Raw genomic sequence first — 23,160 nt, 5'->3', positions numbered from 1 at the left:
CTCACTCCTCCACGCCGTCTGAGCTCACCGCCGCCATTTCCACCCTGGGCAGCGGCAAGGTCATGATATAAGCCACCACATCGCTGACTGCCTGATCGTCGACCAGCACCTGGGCCATCTCGATCATCTGGTTCCCATAAGCATCCTCACGGTGTCGCCCGCGCACCCCCTTTCGGAAATTCTGCAGTTGCCGCTCCAGGTACCAATCCGACAGCCCCGCCAGACGCGGGCCGTTGGTGGCGCGGATGCCCTGCCCCTGCTGGCCATGGCAATTGGCACAGGTACGGTAGCGCCGCGCACCTCGTTCGGGATCGCCTTCGTCCAGGCTGGCCTGAACGGGACGATCGGGCAGGGTTCCGATATAAGCCGACACGTCGGCGATCGCCTGGCGATCCGGCAGCATGGTGGCGAAGGGGCGCATCTGGATTCCGTAGATGTCGTCCTCGTGGGTACCGCGAGCCCCGCTGCGGAACAACGCGAGCTGACGCTCCAGGTACCAGGCGTCGAGCCCCGCCAACTTGGGCGCGTTGAGGTCCTGGTTGCCCTGACCCTCTGGGCCATGGCAGGCGGCGCAGCTGGTATATCGCGCCTCTCCTTCCTCGGGATCACCTGGCGCCAGGGCGGCGAGTTCGGCATAGGAGGGCTGTTCAGTGAGCCAGGCGTCGAAGTCTTCCTGATCGACGACCTCGATGCGTCCACGCATGGCGAAATGAGCAATACCGCATAGTTGGGCGCAGACGATCTCGTACTCGCCAACCTCGGTGGGAGTGAACCAGAAGAAAGAGGTCTGCCCCGGCACCATGTCCATCTTGGCGCGGAAGTTGGCGACCTTAACGTTGTGCAGCACGTCCTTGGAGCGCAGAACCATCTTGACTGGGCGATCGACCGGGAGCACCAGATGCGGCGTCGAAATCAGGATGTCATCCTGTCCGGCGGGATCGTCGACCATGCCGAAAGGGTTATGCTCGTCCATGAAGCGATTGTGGACCGAGCCGAAACGGCCGTCCTCACCGGGAAAACGGAAACTCCAGTGCCACTGCTGCCCTACTACCTCCACCTCGTGGGCATCATCCGGGGGGGAAACGAACGAGCCCCAGACAAGCAACCCGGGAGCCAGCAGGCCTGCAATCCCCAGCGTTGTCAGCCCGGTCAGCCACAGCTCCAGCGACTTGTTCTCGGGATCGTACTGGGAGCGCCGGCGCCTGCTGAACCGGTAGCGGATGATCACATGGGCCAGGAACAGGTTGACAGCCAGGAAGACCGCCCCGGTCACCCAAAGCGTGATCTGGATGGTGTCGTCGATGGCCCCCCAGTTGGAGGCCAGCGGAGTGAGGTACCAGGGACTGAAGAAGAAGAACAGCACCGACCCCATCGCCAGCAGGATGACCGCAACCGCAATTGCCATGGCCTATCTCCTTCCCGACCCTAGCCCTATACACCGGTCCCGCAATGATGCTTGCGCTCTTCCGGGGTGACCTTGTCGATGATGACCTCGGGGTGATGGCGGTGAATCACGGAGTAGATACTCGACTCGCGCTCGTTGGCGACGTCCACCATCATCAGGTAAGCACCGTGCTCGATCTCATCCTCGTATTTGTCGACCTTCACATCGTGCACCGACACACCGACCATGGTGCTGGTCCAGACGCCGAACAGGCCACCAAAGATGCCCATTCCCACGATCAGGGCGGCGATACCCATATTGGTAAAGCCCTCGCCCAGCACGTAGTAGGCCACTACGCCGAGCGCACACCCCAGAGGAACACCGAACAGCAGACCGCGCACCGCGGCGTGGCCCACATCCGAGGTCTGAAGCAACGTCGCACTGTTGACGCCACGCTCCTTGAGTTTCAGCCAGTTACGGCCGGTGACATGAACCTCCTTGCTGGTCAGGCCCAGGTCGCTCAACTCGTGGGCGATATTGACGGTGGTATCCAGGTCAGGGGAAAGAAAATAGAGGCGCTGCATGGCATGCCCTCCTCACTCAGTCAGGGGAGACGCAGCGCGACAGGGTGCACACTCACTGTGCAACACACTTCCTTTATTATTTATCCCTAAAACATCACGGCGTCTTTAGTTGACCCGATCCGTTGGGTATTTGCTTTATCAAGGTTGTCTATATTTTCTTTTCGAGCAAGTTCCTTTTGGCCTGATTGGCGACAGCTGACTCAGGGGAGGTCACCTTGAGCGTGATGCCGAGCCACTCTCAGGCCGCGTATCACCTGGGTGCGCTCATCAAGGTAATGGCTGCAGGTGCCTTGTGGGCCCCATACGGCTAGACTGGCGTATAGACAATTCGCTTTCGCCAGAAGGACTCAGCACAGCATGGGTAGTACGCTCCCCCTCTACCTTCAGATTCAGCAGCACCTGTTGGAGAAGATCAACGGCGGTGACTGGCCGGCACATCACCAGATTCCTCCGGAAGAGCAGCTGGCGCGGGATTTCGGCGTCAGCCGCATGACGGCCAACAAGGCGATTCGCGACCTGGTGCAGCAAGGCTACCTGATCCGCCAGCCGGGGCTCGGCACCTTCGTCACCGACCGCAAGGCGGAGTCATCGCTGGTGGAGGTACACAATATCGCAGAGGAAGTACGCAGTCGCGGTCACGGCTACAGTAGCGAGGTACTGTGCAGCGAAGCCATTGAAGCCGATGACGAGGTAGCGCTCCGCCTCGGCGTACGCCTGGGCACGCGGGTCTTTCACACTCTGATCGTGCATTGCGAGAATGGCGTGCCGATCCAGCTCGAGAACCGCTACGTCAATCCTCGCTGGGTGCCGGACTATCTCGCTACCGACTTCACTCGCCACACCCCCAACGAGGTGCTGGTCGCGGCATGCCCGATCAGCGACATCGAGCACGTGGTCGAAGCAGTACTGGTGGATGAGACCACCGCACGCCACCTGGACACCGATACGACACGCCCCTGCCTGAGCATGATCCGCCGCACCTGGTCCGACGACCACCTGATCAGCTACGCACGCCTTATCCATCCCGGCGAGCGCTACAAGCTGCGCTCGTCGGTGCACCGCAACGGCTCATGACTCCCCCTCACACGAAAGCAGCGCCCCTGGGTCAAACCAGCGAGGCCGAATTTCCCCGGCCTCGCTGCGTCTCGAACGGCCTGTTCCTCAGCCGCCGGAGAGCGACTGGACCAGATATCCCGCCGGCACCGCCAGCAGCAGGCTCAATGCCACCCGGATGAACCACACCAGCAGCATGCGTCCCACCGAGAGCGGAATACTGGTGGAAAGGATGCAGGGAATCGAGGCAGAGAAGAACAGCACGGCCGAAACCGACACCACCCCGGCGGCGAAGCGCGCCACGAACTCCGCTTCCGCCATCAGCAGCGCGGGCAGGAACATCTCGGCCAGGCCCGAGGCGGCCGCCTGGGAGAGTGCCGCGGCATCGTCCAGGCCCCAGATGGCCACGAAGGGATAGAACAGCCAGCCCAGCCACTCAAACAGGGGCGTGTATTTTGCCAACAGCAGCCCTATCAACCCCACCGACATGATCGACGGCAGGATACTGATTGCCATCACCAGTCCTTCACGCACGTTGATCGCCACGCTTCTGGGCAGGCTGGGTGCCTTCTCCGCGACATCGATACCGGTATGCCAGGCAGTAGCGAGCCGCTTGCCCGGTATCGATTCCGGCTCACCATCGGTCTTGCTGTTGTCCATGCCCGACAGCGGAGGCAGGCGCACGGTGATCGCTGTGACGATGAACGTGATCAGGAGCGTCAGCCAGAAGTAGAGATTCCACACACTCATCAGGTCGAGGGTACGCGCCACGATGATCATGAAGGTGGCAGAGACCGTGGAGAAGCCGGTAGCGATGATCGCCGCTTCCCGAGCCGAGTACTGCCCCGCCTGGTAGACCCGGTTGGTGATCAGCAGGCCGATGGAGTAGCTGCCGACGAAGGAGGCCACGGCATCGATGGCCGAGCGCCCAGGAGTGCGCCAGATCGGCCTCATCACCGGCTGCACCAGCACGCCAATCAACTCCAGCAGGCCATAGCTGATCAACAGGGCAAGAAAGACGGCGCCGATGGGCACGATCAGGCCTACGGGAATCACCAGTCGTTCGAACAGGAACGGCAGCATGTCCGGCTCATGCAGGAAGCCCGGCCCCCATCCGGTCATGGCCATCACTGCCGCGGCCACCCCGGCAAGCTTGAGCAGCGTGAAGATTCTCTCGGTAAGGCTACGATTCCAGTAGCCCTTGACCAATGGATAGGCAGCACCCGCAACGATCAGCGCCAGGGCGTAGAAACCGCTGAAGTCGCCCAGCAGGGTGCGCGCGCCGGTGACCATGTGGTCCAGCAGGATGGTGGTCCGCTCGCCGATGGTCACCGGCACGAAGAAGATCAGGATACCCAGTGCGCTGGGCATGAATAGCTTGAGTACGGTCGTCAGTGATGGTCGACGGTGGCTCTGGGCCGCCTGCTGAGGGTTCGTCATGGAATCCCCTCCTCTTGTTGTCTTGGAAAGATCGTGTCACGCAGCGGTGTTCGCTGGGGCATTGTTCGGAATTGCTCCTAATGTATATACAATACCATATACCGTCTCGCCAGAAGAACTCTCGGGATCGGCCTTATACTTTGGTCCTGTCAGCCGGGAGCACCAAGCGCTGAACGGACATGTGTAAATGAAATAAACTGTTTTATAACAACATTTTGAGCGCAACAGTGAATCGTAGATCGAGTATTGGTTGTCGTTAGCCAACACGCGAGACACTCCTCCTGCTTGACGCAGGAGCGGCCATCCATTAAATGTATATACATTACATCGATCATCACCAGCAGGAGGCCTCATGACCGGCACCCCGCAGAAACGCAAACTCTGGCGAGACGTCATCCTCTTCGACGGCCTCGACACCCTGCCCGAGGCGATGGCGGTCGTGGTCGAAGGCGACCGGATTGACCATGTCGTACCGATGGCCCAACTCGACGAGGCCAACGCAGCCGGCTGCGAGGAGATGGGCCGCGGCGGCGTAATGACACCCGGACTGGTCGATTGCCATACCCACCTGGTTTTCGGCGGCTCCCGGGCCGACGAGTTCGAGAAGCGCCTGGAAGGGGTCAGCTACGAGGAGATCGCCCAAGCCGGCGGCGGCATCCTCAGTACGGTGAACGCCACTCGGGCAGCCACCGAAGCGGAGCTGTTCGCGTCCGCCCGGCCTAGGCTGGAGGCGCTGATGCGGGACGGCGTCACCACCGTGGAGATCAAATCCGGCTACGGCCTCACCGTCGCCGACGAACTCAAGATGCTGCGGGTGGCACGTCGCCTGGGCCAGGAGCTGCCGGTGCGAGTGGTCACCACCCTGCTCGGCGCCCATGCCCTGCCGCCAGAGTTCAAGGACGACAGCGACGCCTACATCGACCTGGTATGCAACGAGATGATCCCGGCCGCCGTCGAGCAGGGCCTGGCCGATGCGGTGGATGTCTTCTGCGAGAAGATCGCCTTCTCGGTGCCCCAGTGCAAGCGAGTGTTCGAGGCCGCCAAGGCCCAAGGCTTGCCGATCAAGGCCCATGCCGAGCAACTTTCCAACCTGGGCGGCAGTGCCGCCGCGGCGCGGTTCGGTGCGCTGTCCGCCGACCATATCGAGTTTCTCGACGAGGCTGGCGTAGAAGCCCTGCGCGAGGCCGGCAGCGTCGCCGTGCTGCTTCCCGGCGCCTTCCACACCCTGCGCGAAACGCAGCAGCCGCCCATCGAGGCACTGCGTGCGGCTGCCGTGCCCATGGCCGTCGCTACCGACGCCAACCCAGGCAGCTCGCCCATCTTCAACCCCACCCTGATGCTGAACTTCGCCTGCACGCTATTCCGGCTGACGCCACGGGATGCGCTCGCCGGCATGACTGCCCATGGCGCCCGGGCCTTAGGGTTTTATGAAGAACGGCTTCGCGACATGCACCCACATGGTCACGGCTTAGGTCGAATCGTGGCAGGCGCCCCAGCCGATCTCTGCCTGTGGCATGTCGACACTCCGGCCGCCCTGGCCTATGCCATACAGCCGGGTCGCCTGCGACAGCGGGTATTCGCGGGTAGCGTCACGGCACAGCACCGCGGGGAACAACACGAAGGAGAGCGTCGCCATGACTGAGTGGATCGATATGTCGCCTTGGGCCGGTCGTGAAGACCCGGAACCGAACAGCCTGCGCTGGCATCAGGTGATCAAACCCCTACCCGCTACTGCTCAGGCGGCAAACATGCCTGCCGGTATTGCTCTGCTCGGCTTCGCCTGTGACGCCGGGGTGGCCCGCAATCATGGACGCGTCGGCGCCGCCGCCGGCCCCCGCGCCATACGCAAGGCGCTGGCCAATCTGGCCTGGCACCAGCGTTCGGCCGCCTTCGATGCCGGCGACGTGACCAGCCACCCCCATGGCACCGACGACGGCATGGAAAGCGCCCAATCGCGGCTCGGCGGGAGGGTCGCCGCGCTGCTGGACGCCGGTCATCTTCCGGTGGTACTCGGTGGCGGGCATGAAGTGGCCTACGGCAGCTGGTCGGGCCTGGCTCGTCACCTGGAAAACGCGGCCTCCGGCAAGAAGGCGCCTGTCATCGGCATCATCAATCTCGACGCGCACTTCGATCTTCGCAACCCGCTTCTCACGCCAGGCCAGCGCGGTTCCTCGGGCACCCCCTTCGCCCAGATCGCCGACGAGTGCGAGCGGCGCGGCTGGTCGTTTCGCTACGCCTGCCTCGGCGTGAGCAGGGCCAGCAATACCGCGGCCCTGTTCGATCGGGCCACCGAGCTCGGCGTGCTGGTGCGCGAGGATCGCGAGATCACTGCGGCGAGCCTCGATGCCATCGGCAACGAGCTGGACGCCTTTGTTGCCGGCTGCGATCGGATCTACCTGACCATCGACCTGGACGTGCTGCCGGCAAGCGAAGCGCCCGGAGTCAGCGCCCCGGCCGCCCATGGCGTATCGCTGGCACTGCTCGAGCCCCTGATCGTCCGCGTGCGTGATAGCCACAAGCTGGCTCTGGTCGACCTGGCCGAGCTGAACCCGAGCTTCGATATGGATGGTCGCACCGCGAAAGCAGCGGCGCGCCTTATCCACCAGCTGACGCTGGATGCCTGAATAGACACGTATCAAAACACGATAAGAGAGCATACCGATGAACAGCCATACATCCCTTGCCGATCCTCGCCATGATCCCAGCCGCCGGATCGCCGCCCCCACCGGGACCGAACTCAGCTGCAAGAGCTGGCTCACCGAAGCCCCCATGCGCATGCTGATGAACAACCTCCACCCGGACGTGGCCGAGCGCCCCGAGGACCTGGTGGTCTACGGCGGCATCGGTCGTGCAGCTCGGGACTGGCAGTGCTTCGACGCCATCGTCGACACCCTCAAGCGCCTGGAGGACAACCAGTCGCTGCTGATCCAGTCCGGCAAGCCGGTGGGCGTGTTCGAGACCCACAAGGACGCCCCGCGGGTGCTCATTGCCAACTCCAACCTGGTGCCGGCCTGGGCTAACTGGGAACACTTCAACGAGCTGGATAAGCAGGGCCTGATGATGTACGGCCAGATGACAGCTGGCTCGTGGATCTACATCGGCTCCCAGGGTATCGTCCAGGGTACCTACGAGACCTTCGTCGAGGCCGGGCGCCAGCACTACGACGGCAAGTTGGCCGGGCGCTGGATCCTCACCGCTGGCCTCGGCGGCATGGGCGGCGCCCAGCCCCTGGCCGCAACCCTGGCCGGGGCCTGCTCGCTGAATATCGAGTGCCAGCAGACCAGCATCGACTTCCGTCTGCGCACCCGCTATCTGGACGAGCAGGCCAGCGATCTCGACGACGCCCTGGCGCGCATCGAGCGCTACACCGCCGAGAGCAAGGCGGTTTCCATCGGCCTGTGCGCCAACGCCGCCGACGTGCTGCCCGAACTGGTCAAGCGTGGGGTGCGCCCGGACATGGTCACCGACCAGACCAGCGCCCACGACCCGCTGCATGGCTACCTGCCGTCGGGCTGGACCTGGGACGAGTACGTGGCCCGGGGCAAGACCGAACCCCAGGCGGTGACCAAGGCTGCCAAGCAGTCCATGGCGGTGCATGTTCAGGCCATGCTCGACTTCAAGGCCATGGGCGTGCCGACCTTCGACTACGGCAACAATATCCGCCAGATGGCCCAGGAAGAGGGCGTGGAGAACGCCTTCGACTTCCCCGGCTTCGTGCCGGCCTATATCCGCCCGCTCTTCTGCCAGGGCATCGGCCCGTTCCGCTGGGTGGCGCTCTCCGGCGACCCGGAGGACATCTACAAGACCGATCAGAAGGTCAAGGAGCTGATCCCCGACGACCCGCACCTGCACAACTGGCTCGACATGGCCCGGGAGCGGATTTCGTTCCAGGGGCTGCCGGCACGGATCTGCTGGGTGGGCCTCAAGGATCGCGCCCGCCTCGGCCAGGCCTTCAACGAAATGGTCAAGAGCGGCGAGCTCAAGGCACCCATCGTGATCGGCCGCGACCACCTGGACTCCGGCTCTGTGGCCAGCCCCAACCGTGAGACCGAGGCGATGATAGATGGCAGCGACGCCGTTTCCGACTGGCCGCTGCTCAACGCCCTGCTCAATACTGCCGGCGGAGCGACATGGGTCTCGCTGCATCACGGGGGCGGCGTGGGCATGGGCTACTCCCAGCATGCCGGGGTGGTGATCGTCGCCGACGGCACGGACGACGCCCACGCCCGCCTCGGCCGGGTGCTGCGCAACGACCCGGGCACCGGCGTGATGCGTCATGCCGACGCCGGTTACGATATCGCCAAGCAGTGCGCCCGTGACAACGGCCTCGACCTGCCGATGCTGGAGAAATAAGCACACCACACCAACGTCCGACGCGCTGAGCGCCGGGGGCAGACCGAAGAGGAGGTCCGATTCCAGGGAAGGAATCGGTAGCACCCAGGGAGGGGTTCACAGCGCCTCCTCGAAGGTCTGCCGCCGGAAGAGCTCTGATCCAGCAAGGTACTGAAATAAGCCCAAGTGGCAGACAGGAATTCCCTTTATGACTCATCTCGAAATCCACCCCGGCAACATGACCCTGGCCCAGGCCCGCCAGGTGTTCGAGGCGCCGCTGACGGTCGGCCTGCCGGCCAGTGCCGACCAGGCGATCCAACAGGCAGTGTACTGCGTCAATCAGGTGGTGGCGGAAGACCGTACCGTCTACGGCATCAATACCGGCTTCGGCCTGCTGGCCCAGACCCGCATCGACAAGGCGCACCTGGAGGAGTTGCAGCGCTCCCTGGTGCTCTCTCACGCCACCGGTGTCGGCGCCCCCATGGAAGATGCCCTGGTACGCCTGATCATGGTGCTCAAGGTCAACAGCCTGGCTCGCGGCTTCTCGGGGATTCGCCGAGTGGTCCTCGACGCCCTGCTGGCACTGGTCAATGCCGAGGTCTACCCACACATTCCGCTCAAGGGCTCGGTGGGCGCCTCGGGTGACCTGGCGCCCCTGGCCCATATGAGCGTGGTACTGCTCGGTGAGGGCAAGGCGCGCTACCGGGGCGAGTGGGTCTCCGCCACGGAAGCATTGACCATCGCCGGCCTCGAGCCACTGGCCCTGGCCCCCAAGGAGGGCCTGGCACTGCTCAACGGCACCCAGGTCTCCACGGCCTATGCGCTCAAGGGGCTGTTCGAGGCCGAGGACCTGTTCGCCGCGGCCACGGTGTGCGGCTCGCTGACGGTGGAGGCGACCCTCAGCTCACGCTCGCCCTTCGATGCCCGGATCCACGAGGCTCGCGGCCAGCCTGGCCAGATCGATGCCGCGGCGACCTACCGCCACCTGCTGGGGGATCGCAGCGCGATCAGCGACACCCATGTCGACTGCGACAAGGTGCAGGACCCCTACTCGCTGCGCTGTCAGCCCCAGGTGATGGGCGCCTGCCTGACCCAGCTGCGCCAGGCCGCCGAGGTATTGGCGGTGGAGGTCAACGCCGTCTCGGACAACCCGCTGGTGTTCGTCAAGGGCGGGGACATTATCTCCGGCGGCAACTTCCATGCCGAACCGGTGGCCATGGCCGCCGACAACCTGGCCCTGGCCATTGCCGAGATCGGCTCGCTGACCGAGCGACGCATATCGCTGATGATGGACAAGCACATGTCGCAGCTACCGCCCTTCCTGGTGGAGAACGGCGGGATCAACTCCGGGTTCATGATCGCCCAGGTCACCGCCGCCGCCCTGGCCAGTGAAAACAAGGCATTGTCGCACCCCCACAGCGTCGACAGCCTGCCCACCTCGGCCAATCAGGAAGACCATGTCTCCATGGCCCCGGCCGCCGGCAAGCGTTTGTGGGAAATGGCCGACAATGTGCGCGGCATTCTCGCCATCGAGTGGCTTGCCGCCTGCCAGGGGCTTGACTTTCGCAAGTCCGCAGACGGACAACGCCTGGCCACCACCGAGCCTCTGGAACAGGCACGCCGGGCCCTGCGCGAGCGGGTCGCCTACTACGGCAAGGATCGCTTCTTCGCCCCGGATATTGAAGAAGCCACCCAACTGCTCGCCTCCCGCGTACTGAATGAGCTGGTGCCAGTGAAGCTTCTTCCAAGCCACTGACCCGCACCCTGTCCTGAGGTAAGATACGCTGCCTCGAAGCCATTCTTAGAGGCTTTTCGTCTGCCTTAGCGCCTTCATTCAATCCAGTATTCCGAATCCAAAGAGCCAAGCATGAATGCCATCGTTCTGGCCATCCTGGTCATGGTCGCCCTGAGCCTTGCCCGCGTTTCCGTCGTCTTTGCCCTGATCGTCGCCAGCCTGGTCGGTGGCCTGGTCGCCGGGCTGCCCCTGGTCGAGATACTCGACGCCTTCAATGGTGGACTGGGCAACGGCGCCACCATCGCTCTCTCCTATGCTGTGCTAGGCGCTTTCGCCGTGGCCCTGTCGCGCTCCGGCATCACCGAACTGATGGCCCAACGCGCCATTCGCGGCCTGCATCTCGACGACCAACCCCAGAACCGCCGTTGGGTTGCCTTCACACTTCTGGGTGCACTGCTGGCCGCGGCCGTGAGCTCGCAGAACCTGATCCCGGTGCATATCGCCTTCATTCCGGTGCTTGTGCCGCCGCTGCTCAAGCTGATGAACCACTTGCGCCTGGACCGGCGAGCCGCTGCCTGCGTCATCACCTTCGGTATCACGGCGCCCTACATGCTCCTGCCGGTAGGCTTCGGCTCGATCTTCCTCAACGACATCCTGCTCGCCAACCTCAATGACAGCGGAGCCGAGCTGGGTCTCGAGGTAACTCGTGGCATGGTGCCCATGGCCATGCTCATACCCATAGGAGGCATGGCCATCGGTCTGGTCGTGGCGCTACTCTGGAGCTATGGTCGCCCTCGCCACTACGAGGACCGCGACCTTGCCCACGGCGATGAAACCCCGGCCCAGGCCGCGCGACAGCTGGCACCGTGGCAAATGACGGTGCTTGCGGCGGCACTCGTCGGCACGGTGGCCACGCAGCTGCTATCCGGCTCAATGGTGCTGGGGGGCATGTTCGGTTTCGCCCTGCTCTCGGTCAGCGGCGTGTTTCGCTGGCACGAGCAGGACGGCATCTTCACCGAAGGCATGCGCATGATGGCGCAGGTGGGTTTCATCATGATCAGTGCGGCTGGCTTTGCCGGGGTGATGCAGGCGACCGGAGAGGTCTCCGTCCTGGTGGAGGGGTCGGCGGAACTGATTGGTGACAACAAGGGCCTGGCGGCGCTGATCATGCTGCTGGTGGGGCTTTTTATCACCATGGGCATCGGCTCGTCGTTTTCCACCGTGCCGATCATCGCTTCGCTCTACGTGCCGCTGGCATTAAGCTTCGGCTTCTCGCCCATGGCCACCATCGCCCTGGTCGGTACCGCCGCCGCGCTGGGCGATGCCGGCTCGCCGGCTTCCGACTCGACCCTTGGACCCACCGCCGGACTCAACGCAGACGGCCAGCACGACCACATCTGGGACACCGTGGTGCCCACTTTCCTGCACTACAACGTGCCGTTGATCGCCTTTGGCTGGCTGGCGGCGATGATTCTGTGACAGGGGGTCAGCCCTGGCCGAAACAGCTCTTGAACTTGCGCCCGATGCCGCAAGGGCAAGGGTCGTTGCGGCCGGGCTTGAGGCGGGTGACGCTGGGTGTGCCATCCAGGTAAGACCAGCACCCCGCCTCGCGCACGAAGCGCGAATTCTCTTCCAATACCGCCCAGCGGCGGCCCTCGCGAAAGGTTGCACGAAAGTGTACGCGGCCCTGATCGCCGTCCTGCCCATGATCCAGCACCTCCAACCGCACCCAGCGCGTACCGTCGTCCAGATCCAGCGTCGTGGGGCGGGTGCTCTCATGCCAGGTGTCGCGCAGATAGCCCTCAAGCCCCAGGGCAAAGGCACTATAACGCGAACGCATCAAGGCCTCGGGACTGGGGGCCGGGGCTCCGCGGTGGTAACGGCCACAGCACTCAGTCAAGATACTGCCACTGCCGCACGGGCATGGCTTGCTCCCCATGCCCTCGCTACCGGCTTGCCGGAGAGGCTCGCCGTCCAGGGTGCCGCTGCTGCTCATGACTCTCCTCTCCTGCTCGGCAACACAACTTGACGACCGGTCACGGCATGACCTCTGCCCGGATGGTAACCGTCGCCCTGTCGTAGGTAATCGTTACACGTAACTCTACACCCGTTAACTTTCACAGCCACTACACTCTTCAAGGCCTGCCAGGGGCGACATCGTCCATCAGGCAGCCGTGACAGGCGATAAGACTTCACCATAGCGCGCAGCAGGTTGTGTTCATTTCTTGCCCTGCATCACTGCAGTGCAGCACGGGGTATGCTACACATGGCTACATCCATCTTTTGCCTTCGGAGATAGGGAAATGCCCGAACGCCGTGACGCCCGCACCGCCTGGCATGCCATGTCCGCCGAAGAGGCCCTGGCGAGCCTGGACGCGACCCGCACTGGACTGACGGATGAAGTGGCCCAGGCAAAGCTCGCCGAACATGGTCCCAACCGCCTGCAGCAGGCCCAAGGGCGCCCTTGGTGGAGGCGACTGCTCGAGCAGTTCAACAACATCCTGATGCTGATCCTGATCGTCGCGGCGGTTGCCAGCCTGGGGCTTGGCCAGACGCTGGATGCCCTTGCCATTCTTGGTGTCGTCATCATCATCGCACTAATCGGCTTCATCCAGGAGGGCAAGGCCGAGCAGGCGTTGGAGAGCATACGAGACATGCTCTCACCCCAGGCGAATGTACTGCGTGGCGGAAAGCGACACACCATCGATGCCGAGAAGTTGGTCCCCGGTGATATCGTGATGGTCGAGAGCGGCGACCGGATACCGGCGGACCTGCGCCTGATCGAGGCGAAGCGGCTGCGAACCGAAGAGGCAGCGCTGACCGGTGAATCAACGCCGGTCGACAAGCAGACGGAACCGGTAGAGGAAGAGGCCGACCTCGCCGACCGCAGCGCCATGGCCTACGCCAGTACCATCGTTGCCCAGGGCACGGCTGTGGGTCTCGTGGTGGAAACCGGCACCCATACCGAAATCGGGCGTATCTCCGAGATGTTGCGCGATGTCGAGCAGCTCAAGACGCCCTTGCTGCAACAACTCGACCGGGCCGGACGCGTGCTGGCGATCTTCATTCTCGCGGCTGCCGCGCTGACCGCCGCCTTCGGGGTGATCATTCATGACCAGGCCGTCAGCGCCATGTTCATGGCCGCTGTGGGCCTGGCTGTTGCCGCCATACCGGAAGGTCTACCCGCCATCGTGACCATATCCCTCGCGCTGGGGGTACAGGCCATGGCGAGGCGCAACGCCATTATTCGCCGGCTGCCTGCCGTAGAGACGCTGGGCTCGATCTCCACCATCTTTTCCGACAAGACCGGCACGCTGACTCGCAATGAAATGACGGCGCAGGCCATCTGGCTACCCGAGGGAGAGTTTCGGCTTACCGGCATCGGCTTCAAACCGGAGGGCAAGCTGCATGTCGCCCCGAGCGACGTGGAGAGCGACGAATTGGGCGAGGCGGTCACGCTGGACGACTACCCCGCTCTTGCGCACTTCCTCAAGGTCGGGGTGCTGTGCAACGACGCCGAGCTGGCCGAGGAGGAAGCGCGATGGACGATACACGGAGACCCCACCGAAGGTGCGCTGGTCGTGGCCGCGGCCAAGGGCGATGTCGATATCCGCAAGCTTCGCGACGATCACCCCCGCAGGGACGCCATTCCCTTCGAGTCCGAGCGCAAGTACATGGCCACGCTCAACGACCTGGATGGCAGCCGGGTGCTGGTCAAGGGCGCGCCTGACCGGCTTCTGGAGATGTGTCACAGGGTTCGGGGTGACGATGGCGATACCGAACTCGACCACCAGGTATGGGAAGAGCGAATCCATGAGCTGTCGTCGCGTGGCCTGCGAGTGCTGGCGCTGGCGGAGAAGGATGGCGAAGACATCTCGGGCGAATTGAGCGACGACCATGCCGAGAAGGGCCTGGTGCTGCTGGGGCTGGTGGGGCTGCTCGACCCGCCTCGGGAAGCCGCCATCAAGGCCGTCAAGCAATGCCTGGAAGCCGGCATTCGCCCGGTGATGGTGACCGGCGACCATGCCGTGACTGCCCGCGCCATTGCCGGCCAGCTGGGTTTCGCGCAGACCGAGAATGCGGTGAGCGGGCGCGAGCTTGAAGCCATGAGCGATGAGGAACTCGAGTCAAAGATCCTGACGGTGGATGTCTTCGCCCGCGCCGCGCCGGAACACAAGCTGCGCCTGGTCAAGGCGATGCAGGCCAAGGGCGGGATTTGCGCCATGACCGGCGACGGCGTCAACGACGGCCCTGCCCTCAAGCGCGCCGATGTCGGCGTGGCCATGGGCATCCAGGGCACCGAAGCCGCCAAGCAGGCCGCCGAGATGGTGCTGGCCGATGACAACTTCGCCACCATCGTCAGTGCCATCGAAGAGGGGCGGAAAGTCTACGACAATATTCGCAAGACCATTACCTTCATCCTGCCCACCAACGGCGGGCAGGGCCTGGCCATCATGCTTGCCGTGCTCGGAGGAACCATGCTGCCGGTGACGCCGCTACAGGCGCTATGGGTGAACATGGTTGTGGCGGTGACCCTGGGCCTGGCCCTGGCCTTCGAGAAGGCCGAGCCGGATATCATGCAGCGTCAGCCACGCGATCCATCGGCGGCGCTGCTCGACCTGTTCCTGCTGTGGCGAGTCGTGTTCGTATCGGTTCTGCTGTTGATCGGCGTGTTCGGCATGTTCAGCTGGATCCTGGTCGCGCAGGAAGGCAGCGCCGAGCTAGCGCGTGCCGGGGCGGTCAACATGTTGGTCATGGGCAGCGCCGCCTATCTCATCAACAGCCGCTTCCTGGTCAACAGCGCCCTCTCCTCGCAGGGCATCTTCGGCAGTCGTCCGGTATGGATCGCTATCGGGCTAGTGGTGCTGCTGCAACTTGGCTGGACCTATATCCCGCTCATGCAGACGATCTTCGGCAGCGCCGGCCTTGGGCCACTTCACTGGTTCGTCATACTGGCCGGCAGCGTGGTGATATTCCTGGTCGTGGAACTGGAGAAGTGGGTGTTACGCCAGCGCAAATCGTCCAACACCCCATCCAGGGGACAGCAAGGCAACGCCCGGACAACAACGCCCCACTGAGACTCGACGCTAGCGGAGGAAGAGTGGCTGACCCACTCGCGGGAGGGGTATCAGTCACTTTTCAGTTTCGCCGCTTGGTGCGTGCGGAGGCCTCAGCGGTAAGCGGGTCCTCGGGCCAGGGATGCTTCGGATAACGCCCGCGCATCTCCCGACGCACCTCGGGGTAACCGTTGGCCCAGAAGCTGGCGAGATCCGCCGTGACCTGCAGCGGGCGCCGTGCCGGCGAGAGCAGGTGCAGCAGCACTGGCACGCGCCCGCCGGCGACACACGGCGAGGCCCGCCAGCCGAACAGCTCCTGCAGCTTTACCGCCAGTACCGGCTCGCCTCCCTCCAGGCAGGGCCTGTAGTCGAGACGGACATGCGATCCACTGGGCACGCCCAGTCGTTCCGGCGCCAGGTCGTCAAGGCGTGAGCGAAGCGACCAGTCGAGGCTGTCGAGCAGATACCGCGCCAGGGGCAGGCGCTCCACGGCCTCGAGCCGGGTGATACTGTCGAGATGCAGGCCCAGCCAGCTCTCGATATCATCGAGCAGCGCCGCCGTCGACCAATCCGGCCAGTCCTCCTGATCACAACGAGAGCCCAGCTCCCGGCGCAGCAGCGCCACCCGCCCGCGCAGCTGGTCGGCCGCCTCGTCGAAAGGCAGCACGCCGCGGCGGCGCAATGCCTCGAGCAATGCCTGTCGCACCGTCTCGGGCGGTAGTTGCTGAAGCGGCCTTCTTGCCAGCACCACCGCCCCCAGGCCGCGCAGCTGCTCGCCCACCAGCCGGCCCTGCTCCTCCGACCATTCGATGTTCGCCCGCCATTCGGCGGTCTCGGGATAGAGACCCGCGAGCCTGTCGGCAGCCAGCGCCACCCCGCGATATATCCGGGCGCCACTGGCCTGGCCATCCAGGTCAGCGGCCACCAGCAGCTCGGCGTGAGCCAGCGGATGCTCCTCGGGAAGGGTGGCGAGCCCTCCCCCGGCCAGCCGAAATCGACCGGGGGCGAGACGCTGTCCGATGCGCTCCGGATAGGCCAGCGCCAGCAGCTCACCCAGCGGGGCGAGGCTTTTCACCTCCAGTCCGCAGCCGCCGATGCGCGCCAGGCGACGTGCCTCCTGATGCCACTGGCCAAAACGCCTGGCGTCGGCGAGGCGCGCCTGAAGCGCCGGCTCCAGGTCCTGCTCGCCATCCAGGTCGCGCCCCTCAAGCGCCGCCACCAGCGCACAGGCCAGCGGCAGCGCCTCCAGCTCATGGGCTCGCTCCAGCATCACCGCCAGGCGCGGATGGGTGGGCCAGCGGACGCAGCGACGTCCCAGCGCGGTGAGATGACAAGCCTCGTCGATCACGCCGAGCCGCCGGAGCAGATCCCGCCCGGCGGCCAGCGCACCGGTCGGCGGCGGCGTGACCCAGGCGAGTGCCGCGATGTCCGTGACTCCCCAGCGGGCCAGTTCGAATGCCAGCGGCGCCAGGTCGGCCTGTCGGATCTCCGGCTCGCCGTGGGGAATCAGTGGCTGTTCCTCGGCCCATAGCCGCAGGCAGAGGCCGGGCCCCTGACGCCCTGCACGGCCACGGCGCTGATCGGCGCTGGCGCGATTGACCCGGCGGGTCTCCAGCCGGGTCAGCCCGCTGCTTGGTTGAAAAACCGGCACCCGCTCCTGGCCGGCGTCGACCACGATGCGAACCCCTTCCACGGTCAGGCTGGATTCGGCAATCGCCGTGGCCAGCACCACCCGGCGATGGCCTTGCGGGTCCGGGCGTAGCGCACGGCGCTGGGCATCCAGCGGCAGCCGCCCATGCAGTTCCATGACCGAAAGGTCGGGCCGCCGCGCGCTCAGCTCCCTGGCCAGGCGGCGAATCTCAGCCACCCCGGGGAGTATCGCCAGGACGTCACCCGCTTCCTCTTGCATGGCCTCTATTACCGCTGCGCACTGCTGGCGTGCCATATCCCGGCCGCCATTGACGGGGAAGTATCGCGTCTTCACGGGATAGGCCCGGCCAGGGCAATCGATCACCGGGGTATCCTGGCCCAGGACGCCGAGCAGCGCCTCGACGTCCAGGGTCGCCGACATCACCAGCAGGCGCAGGTCGTCGCGCACCGACTGGGCGTCAAGCGCCAGCGCCAGGCCCAGGTCGGCCTCCAGGCTGCGTTCGTGAAACTCGTCGAAGATGACTCCCGCGACCCCTTCGAGCAGGGGGTCGTCCTGCAGCATTCGGGTCAGTATCCCCTGGGTGACGACCTCGAGGCGCGTATTGGCACCGACTCGACTCTCGCCCCGCATCCGGTAGCCAACGGTCTCCCCTACCGGTTCACCGAGGCTATCGGCCATAAAACCGGCGGCAAGTCTGGCCGCCACGCGGCGGGGTTCCAGCAGCAGAAGCTTGCCCTGGCCACACCAGGGCGCCTCGAGCAGTGCCAGGGGAACCCGGGTGGTCTTGCCGGCACCCGGTTCCGCGACCAGCACGGCACGGTTATGACCGGCGAGTGCCAGGTGGATGTCATCCAGACGGGTCTCGATAGGCAGAGCCGATGACGCCGACGCTGTCATCGAATTGTCATCCTTTTTCATATACGATTTGCCATATATTTAAGGCACATTTCAGCGACACGTCTCAGGCACCAACATCTCAGGGAAAAAGGAGCGCACCGTGACCCTTCGCATCGGCATCAACGGCTTCGGCCGCATCGGTCGCCTGGCACTTCGCGCCGGCTGGTCGAACCCGGATATCGAGTTCATGCGTATCAACGACCCGGGCGGCAACGCCGCCACCTTCGCCCACCTGCTGCAGTTCGACTCCGTGCACGGCCAGTGGACCGGTGGCGGCGATGATATCACGGCCAATGACGACGCCCTGATCGTCGCCGGGAAGCACATCGACTTCACCGCGAATCGCGACATCGCCGACACCGACTGGTCCAGCTGCGACGTGGTGATCGAATGCTCGGGCAAGATCAAGACAACCGAGAAACTGCAGGGCTATCTCGACCAGGGGGTGAAGCGCGTAGTGGTCAGCGCCCCGGTCAAGGAAGAAAGCGTGCTCAACGTGGTGATAGGCGTCAACGATCATCTGTTCGATCCGGCCAAGCACCGTATCGTCACCGCCGCGAGCTGCACCACCAACTGCCTGGCGCCGGTGGTCAAGGTGATCCACGAGCAGCTCGGCATCCGCCACGGCTCCATGACCACCATTCACGACATCACCAACACCCAGGTGATCCTGGATGCCCCCAGCTCTCCACAAAAGCCTGATTTGCGCCGCTCACGGGCCTGCGGCATGAGCCTGATCCCGACCACCACCGGCTCTGCCAAGGCCATTACGGCGATCTTCCCGGAGCTCACCGGCAAGCTGAACGGCCACGCGGTACGCGTACCGCTGGCCAATGCCTCGCTCACCGACATGGTGTTCGAGGTGCAGCGCGAAACCACGGTGGAAGAGGTCAACGCCCTGCTCAGGGACGCTGCCGAGGGCGAACTGGCCGGCATCCTGGGATATGAGGAGCGCCCGCTGGTTTCCATCGACTACCGCAGCGACCCGCGCAGCTCCATCGTCGACGCGCTCTCCACCATGGTGGTGGCCGGCACCCAGGTGAAGCTCTACGCCTGGTACGACAACGAGTACGGCTACGCCTGCCGCACCGTGGAGCTGGCCGCCAAGGTAGGGAAAGCCGACGCATGATCGCTCGCGTCGCCGCCCTGCCCCGCGAGGTGCGCCAGTACCTGCTGGTTACCGGCAACTACTGGGCCTTCACGCTGACCGACGGCGCCCTGCGCATGCTGGTGGTGCTCTACTTCCACCAGCTCGGCTACTCGGCGCTGGAAGTGGCGCTGCTGTTCCTGTTCTACGAGTTCTTCGGCGTGGTCACCAACCTGGTGGGCGGCTGGCTGGGCGCGCGCCTGGGGCTCAACCGCACCATGAACCTCGGCCTGGGGCTGCAGGTGTTCGCCCTGGCCATGCTGCTGGTGCCGATAGCCTGGCTCAGCGTGCCCTGGGTGATGGCTGCCCAGGCGCTCTCGGGCATCGCCAAGGACCTCAACAAGATGAGCGCCAAGAGCGCGATCAAGACCCTGGTGCCTGCCGGCGACGCCGGCCATCAGGCGCTCTACCGCTGGGTGGCACTGCTTACCGGCTCCAAGAACGCGCTCAAGGGTGTGGGGTTCTTCATGGGTGGTCTATTGCTGACGCTCATCGGATTCCAGGGCGCGATACTGGCCATGGCGCTGATGCTCGCCGGCGTACTGGCGCTTTCGCTGGTCAGGCTCGATGCCGACCTGGGCCGCGCCAAGGCCAAGCCGAAGTTTCGCGAGATTCTCTCCAAGAGCCCGGCGATCAACGTGCTGTCGGCGGCACGGCTGTTCCTGTTCGGCGCCCGCGACGTCTGGTTCGTGGTGGCGTTGCCGGTCTTCCTGGCCACGCAGTTCGGCTGGGACAGCTGGCGGGTGGGGGGATTCCTGGCGCTGTGGGTCATCGGCTACGGCGCGGTACAGGCAATGGCACCTCGCATTACCGGGCGTCATGCGGGACGTTCTGCCGCCATCCTGTGGGCGGCTGGCCTCGCCGTCCTGCCGGCGGTGATTGCCCTCGGTCTTCAAGAACGGGGGCTGGATGTGGCGGGAGGAGGCTGGCAGCCGCACCTCGTGTTGCTCGGTGGGCTGCTGCTGTTCGGTGCGGTGTTCGCGGTGAACTCGAGCCTGCACAGCTTCCTGATCGTCAAGCTGGCCCGCGCCGACGGCGTCTCGCTGGACGTCGGCTTCTACTACATGGCCAACGCCATGGGGCGGCTGATCGGCACCCTGCTGTCGGGCTGGCTCTACATGAACGGCGGGCTCACCGCCACGCTGTGGGTCTCGAGCGCCATGCTGGCAGCCACAGTGGCGATCAGCCTGGCGTTGCCGCGGGAGGCCTGACTCTATTGAGGAAAGCGCTCTGTGTTTTCCAGCAGACGACACCCATGAATCACACCCAGAATCAGAATGCGCTCGTACTCCACGCGATAAATCGGCCGTTAGCTATATCACGAATACTCGCCTCACCAAGCTCAGGCACTATTCTGACAAGGTTTTCAAGACCAAAACCAAATTCGAATTAGGCAATTTCTTGCCCGCCGGGCAAGATCTTGCTCGATTCAGGCAGCATCTTGCCTAATTTTGATTAGCCATAGTTGTCTGATTAATAGCAACCGTTTGTTTTTATTTTGTTTATCCAATGTCGGCACGTTTTCTGCCCCTACAGTACCGTCCATCGGACATTCACTCACATCGTCAAGGAGCAGACTCATGCCGACACCTTGTTATATCAGCATCGAAGGCCAGACCCAGGGCAACATCACCGCTGGCGCCTTCACCCCGGATTCCGTGGGCAACATCTACGTGGAAGGCCACGAAGACGAAATGCTGGTTCAGGAATTCAAGCACGTCGTANCAAGGCCGTACCGCTGATGTACAACGCCCTGGCTTCCGGCGAAATGCTGCCCAACGTCGAGCTGAAGTGGTACCGCACCTCGGTGGAAGGCAAGCAGGAGCACTTCTTCACCACCAGCCTGACCGACGCCACCATCGTCGACATCAACCTGCGCATGCCGCACGCCCAGGACATGAACACGGCTGAATTCACTCAGCTGATGGACGTCTCCCTGGCCTACCGCAAGATCGATTGGGAACACACCGTTGCCGGCACCTCCGGTTCCGACGACTGGCGCGCCCCGATCGAAGGCTAAGGAAGCCCTAAGCCCTTCGATAACGCCCCGCCCGCCTGGGCGGGGCGTTACGCAGCCGGCGCCGTGATGCCAGCGCTTGTTATCGAGCGCTGGCATCACGGCGTGTACGACATCGCTGACACGTCCTGTCAGCCATTGCCCTCAGCGACCGATTCGCCCTTGCCATACCAAGGACCTCGCGTAATCTGCTGATGCAATGGATTGCCGCGCATTCGTCTTCCAGGAGGGGAGCCTTCACCATGGCCAATCAGACCGGTCTTCAGTTCACACTTGCCCTCGCCGGGGCCGACGATCTCGATCTGGCCGTGGTCGACTTCACGCTGACCGAGGCGCTCTCCCAGCCCTTCCATCTGGCGGTCAACCTCGCCAGCCGCGACCCGGATCTCGCCCCCGAGGCCTTCCTCGACCGCGAGCTGAGCCTGACGATCTGGCAGGACGGCGAGGTCCTGCGCCGGGTCCACGGCATCGCCACCGCCTTCGGCCGCGGCGACCGCGGCCATCGCCGCACCTTCTATTCGCTGACCATCCAGCCGGCACTGTGGCGTCTGTCGCTACGCCACAACTCGCGCATCTTTCAGAACGTCTCGCCGCTGACCATCATCAATACCCTGTGCGACGAGCGCGGCATCACCGACGTGGCCTTCGCCGCCACCCGCGAACCCGCCGAGCGCGAATACTGCGTGCAGTACCGCGAGACCGACCTGGCCTTTATCCAGCGCCTGGCCGCCGAGGAGGGGTTGTTCTACTTTCACGAGTTCTTCGAAACAGGCGAAGACAGTCCTGGCGGCGTCCACCGCCTGGCCTTCGCCGACGACCCCCAGGTGCTGGCCAGCCTGGGCGAGCGCACCTATCACGGCCGCGCCGGCGGCACGCCGCCGCTGCGCCATGTGCGCAAGCTCAAACAGGTGTCCCGGGTCCGTCCCGCCTCGGCGATGCTCAAGGACTACTCCTTCAAGCAGCCGGGCTATTCACAGTTACATCAGGCCCAGCTGCAAGAACAGATGGCGGAAGGGCTTGAGGCGCATGGCCAGCGGGCCGGCGTTGATAAAGAGCATGAGCATTACGACTACCCCGGCCGCTACAAGGCCGACGCCTCCGGCGAGGCCTACACCCGCATCCGCCTGGAACACCTGCGCCACGATGCGCTGACCGCCGAGGCCGAGAGCGACCTGCCGGAGCTCGCCCCCGGCAACCGCTTTACCCTCACCGACCACGACGCCGAGCGCCTCAACCGCGACTGGCAGGTGGTTTCGGTGGTGCATCACGGCAGGCAGCCCCAGGCGCTGCAAGAAGATGCCGTGGGCGTGACCGCCAGCGACCGCCAGGGCATCGGCGGCAACGACAGCACCCGCTACCACAACGAACTGCTGCTCACCCCCGCCGACACCGCCTGGCGGCCGGAGCCCGACCCCAAGCCCCGCGTCGACGGCCCCCAGGTCGCCTTCGTGGTTGGCCCCGAGGGCGAGGAGATCCACTGCGACGAACACGGCCGGGTCAAGGTGCAGTTCCCCTGGGACCGCTACGCCGAGCCCAACGAAACGGCGAGTGCCTGGCTGAGAGTGAGCCAGGGCTGGGCCGGTGGCGGCTACGGTAGCATCGCCATACCCAGGATTGGGCACGAGGTCATCGTCTCCTTCCTCGAAGGCGATCCGGATCAGCCGCTGATCACCGGGCGCACCTACCATGCGGTGAACACCCCGCCCTACGCCCTGCCCGAGCACAAGACCCGCACGGTGATCCGCACCCAGAGCCACAAGGGCGACGGCTTCAACGAACTGCGCTTCGAGGACGAAGCCGAGCGGGAACAGATCTGGCTGCACGCCCAGAAGGACCTGGAGCTGCTGACCAACCACGACCGCA

Annotated in this window: 16 protein-coding genes and 1 pseudogene; 11 read left to right on the top strand and 6 right to left on the bottom strand. The window is 64.5% G+C overall.

Translation table 11 applies throughout. The features are described 5' to 3' along the window. Nucleotide 1: 1 nt before the first annotated feature. Together DU505_RS21025 and DU505_RS21020 are read right to left on the bottom strand one after the other, a co-directional pair. Nucleotides 2–1,405: a c-type cytochrome gene (locus DU505_RS21025; protein ID WP_114480929.1), complete on the bottom strand. Its 1,404-nt coding sequence runs from the start codon at nucleotides 1,403–1,405 to the stop codon at nucleotides 2–4. A 26-nt stretch (nucleotides 1,406–1,431) separates the two neighbouring features. Continuing rightward, nucleotides 1,432–1,968 carry a DUF1269 domain-containing protein gene (locus tag DU505_RS21020; RefSeq protein WP_114480928.1) on the bottom strand — a complete coding sequence of 179 codons (537 nt, stop codon included), beginning with the start codon at nucleotides 1,966–1,968 and terminating at the stop codon, nucleotides 1,432–1,434. 357 nt (nucleotides 1,969–2,325) lie between these two features. Between DU505_RS21020 and hutC the strand changes: the two genes are divergently transcribed. Next, nucleotides 2,326–3,042, top strand: a complete 717-nt coding sequence (gene hutC / locus DU505_RS21015; RefSeq protein WP_114480927.1) for a histidine utilization repressor — start codon at nucleotides 2,326–2,328, stop codon at nucleotides 3,040–3,042. Between the two features lie 87 nt (nucleotides 3,043–3,129). Here hutC and DU505_RS21010 read toward each other — a convergent pair whose 3' ends face one another. Then, complete coding sequence (locus DU505_RS21010; protein ID WP_114480926.1) at nucleotides 3,130–4,461, bottom strand: YjiH family protein; 1,332 nt, start codon at nucleotides 4,459–4,461, stop codon at nucleotides 3,130–3,132. Nucleotides 4,462–4,813: 352 nt separating this feature from the next. Between DU505_RS21010 and hutI the strand changes: the two genes are divergently transcribed. The 5 genes from hutI to DU505_RS20985 all read left to right on the top strand — a co-directional run bounded on the left by hutI (nucleotide 4,814) and on the right by DU505_RS20985 (nucleotide 12,007). Further along, nucleotides 4,814–6,103: an imidazolonepropionase gene (gene hutI, locus DU505_RS21005; protein WP_114480925.1), complete on the top strand. Its 1,290-nt coding sequence runs from the start codon at nucleotides 4,814–4,816 to the stop codon at nucleotides 6,101–6,103. Continuing rightward, on the top strand, nucleotides 6,096–7,085 hold the full coding sequence (hutG, locus tag DU505_RS21000; RefSeq protein ID WP_114480924.1) for a formimidoylglutamase: 990 nt from the start codon (nucleotides 6,096–6,098) through the stop codon (nucleotides 7,083–7,085). The genes hutI and hutG overlap by 8 nt, the downstream gene beginning before the upstream one ends. A gap of 37 nt (nucleotides 7,086–7,122) precedes the next feature. Next, a complete protein-coding gene (hutU, locus tag DU505_RS20995; RefSeq protein WP_114480923.1) occupies nucleotides 7,123–8,814 on the top strand; it encodes a urocanate hydratase in 1,692 nt (563 codons plus the stop codon). 187 nt (nucleotides 8,815–9,001) lie between these two features. After that, nucleotides 9,002–10,549, top strand: a complete 1,548-nt coding sequence (gene hutH, locus DU505_RS20990) for a histidine ammonia-lyase (RefSeq protein ID WP_114480922.1) — start codon at nucleotides 9,002–9,004, stop codon at nucleotides 10,547–10,549. Between the two features lie 111 nt (nucleotides 10,550–10,660). Beyond that, nucleotides 10,661–12,007, top strand: a complete 1,347-nt coding sequence (locus DU505_RS20985) for a Na+/H+ antiporter family protein (protein ID WP_114480921.1) — start codon at nucleotides 10,661–10,663, stop codon at nucleotides 12,005–12,007. Between the two features lie 7 nt (nucleotides 12,008–12,014). On the opposite strand, the gene DU505_RS20980 is transcribed toward DU505_RS20985, so the two are convergent. Beyond that, complete coding sequence (locus DU505_RS20980; RefSeq protein WP_114480953.1) at nucleotides 12,015–12,467, bottom strand: YchJ family protein; 453 nt, start codon at nucleotides 12,465–12,467, stop codon at nucleotides 12,015–12,017. A 364-nt stretch (nucleotides 12,468–12,831) separates the two neighbouring features. On the opposite strand from DU505_RS20980, the gene DU505_RS20975 reads away from it, so the two are divergent. Then, the gene (locus DU505_RS20975; RefSeq protein ID WP_114480920.1) at nucleotides 12,832–15,606 is read left to right on the top strand and encodes a cation-translocating P-type ATPase; all 2,775 of its coding nucleotides are present in this window, start codon (nucleotides 12,832–12,834) and stop codon (nucleotides 15,604–15,606) included. A gap of 61 nt (nucleotides 15,607–15,667) precedes the next feature. Here DU505_RS20975 and hrpB read toward each other — a convergent pair whose 3' ends face one another. Beyond that, nucleotides 15,668–18,133, bottom strand: a complete 2,466-nt coding sequence (gene hrpB / locus DU505_RS20970) for an ATP-dependent helicase HrpB (protein WP_114480919.1) — start codon at nucleotides 18,131–18,133, stop codon at nucleotides 15,668–15,670. 100 nt (nucleotides 18,134–18,233) lie between these two features. Here hrpB and DU505_RS20965 point away from each other — a divergent pair, with 100 nt between their 5' ends. Both DU505_RS20965 and arsJ read left to right on the top strand, forming a co-directional pair. Further along, nucleotides 18,234–19,262, top strand: coding sequence for an ArsJ-associated glyceraldehyde-3-phosphate dehydrogenase (locus tag DU505_RS20965; protein WP_114480918.1), 1,029 nt, complete (start codon nucleotides 18,234–18,236; stop codon nucleotides 19,260–19,262). Beyond that, nucleotides 19,259–20,491 (top strand): organoarsenical effux MFS transporter ArsJ, encoded by a 1,233-nt coding sequence (gene arsJ, locus DU505_RS20960; RefSeq protein WP_114480917.1) that lies wholly within the window; start codon nucleotides 19,259–19,261, stop codon nucleotides 20,489–20,491. Before DU505_RS20965 ends, arsJ begins: the two co-directional genes overlap by 4 nt. Nucleotides 20,492–20,709: 218 nt before the next feature. Here arsJ and DU505_RS22655 read toward each other — a convergent pair whose 3' ends face one another. Then, nucleotides 20,710–20,862, bottom strand: a complete 153-nt coding sequence (locus DU505_RS22655) for a hypothetical protein (protein WP_181872896.1) — start codon at nucleotides 20,860–20,862, stop codon at nucleotides 20,710–20,712. On the opposite strand from DU505_RS22655, the pseudogene DU505_RS20955 reads away from it, so the two are divergent. Continuing rightward, nucleotides 20,861–21,300, top strand: a pseudogene (locus DU505_RS20955) (Hcp family type VI secretion system effector). The gene DU505_RS22655 and the pseudogene DU505_RS20955 sit on opposite strands and share 2 nt — an antisense overlap. Nucleotides 21,301–21,539: 239 nt before the next feature. After that, a partial coding sequence (gene tssI, locus DU505_RS20950; protein ID WP_114480916.1) for a type VI secretion system tip protein TssI/VgrG occupies nucleotides 21,540–23,160 on the top strand: 1,621 nt, incomplete at its 3' end.

The sequence above is a fragment of the Billgrantia montanilacus genome (assembly GCF_003336675.1).
Taxonomy (GTDB): domain Bacteria; phylum Pseudomonadota; class Gammaproteobacteria; order Pseudomonadales; family Halomonadaceae; genus Halomonas; species Halomonas montanilacus.
The sequence above is the reverse complement of the archived record's forward strand: the minus strand, read 5'-3'. Positions and strand labels throughout refer to the sequence as shown.

Coding starts and splice junctions, on each gene's coding strand:
- hutG (WP_114480924.1), top strand. CDS start 6,096: ATGACTGAGTGGATCGATATGTCGCCTTGGGCCGGTCGTGAAGACCCG.
- DU505_RS20980 (WP_114480953.1), bottom strand. CDS start 12,467: ATGGGGAGCAAGCCATGCCCGTGCGGCAGTGGCAGTATCTTGACTGAG.
- hrpB (WP_114480919.1), bottom strand. CDS start 18,133: ATGACAGCGTCGGCGTCATCGGCTCTGCCTATCGAGACCCGTCTGGAT.
- DU505_RS20975 (WP_114480920.1), top strand. CDS start 12,832: ATGCCCGAACGCCGTGACGCCCGCACCGCCTGGCATGCCATGTCCGCC.
- hutU (WP_114480923.1), top strand. CDS start 7,123: ATGAACAGCCATACATCCCTTGCCGATCCTCGCCATGATCCCAGCCGC.
- DU505_RS20985 (WP_114480921.1), top strand. CDS start 10,661: ATGAATGCCATCGTTCTGGCCATCCTGGTCATGGTCGCCCTGAGCCTT.
- DU505_RS21025 (WP_114480929.1), bottom strand. CDS start 1,405: ATGGCAATTGCGGTTGCGGTCATCCTGCTGGCGATGGGGTCGGTGCTG.
- hutI (WP_114480925.1), top strand. CDS start 4,814: ATGACCGGCACCCCGCAGAAACGCAAACTCTGGCGAGACGTCATCCTC.
- arsJ (WP_114480917.1), top strand. CDS start 19,259: ATGATCGCTCGCGTCGCCGCCCTGCCCCGCGAGGTGCGCCAGTACCTG.
- DU505_RS21010 (WP_114480926.1), bottom strand. CDS start 4,461: ATGACGAACCCTCAGCAGGCGGCCCAGAGCCACCGTCGACCATCACTG.
- hutH (WP_114480922.1), top strand. CDS start 9,002: ATGACTCATCTCGAAATCCACCCCGGCAACATGACCCTGGCCCAGGCC.
- hutC (WP_114480927.1), top strand. CDS start 2,326: ATGGGTAGTACGCTCCCCCTCTACCTTCAGATTCAGCAGCACCTGTTG.
- DU505_RS22655 (WP_181872896.1), bottom strand. CDS start 20,862: ATGAGTCTGCTCCTTGACGATGTGAGTGAATGTCCGATGGACGGTACT.
- DU505_RS21020 (WP_114480928.1), bottom strand. CDS start 1,968: ATGCAGCGCCTCTATTTTCTTTCCCCTGACCTGGATACCACCGTCAAT.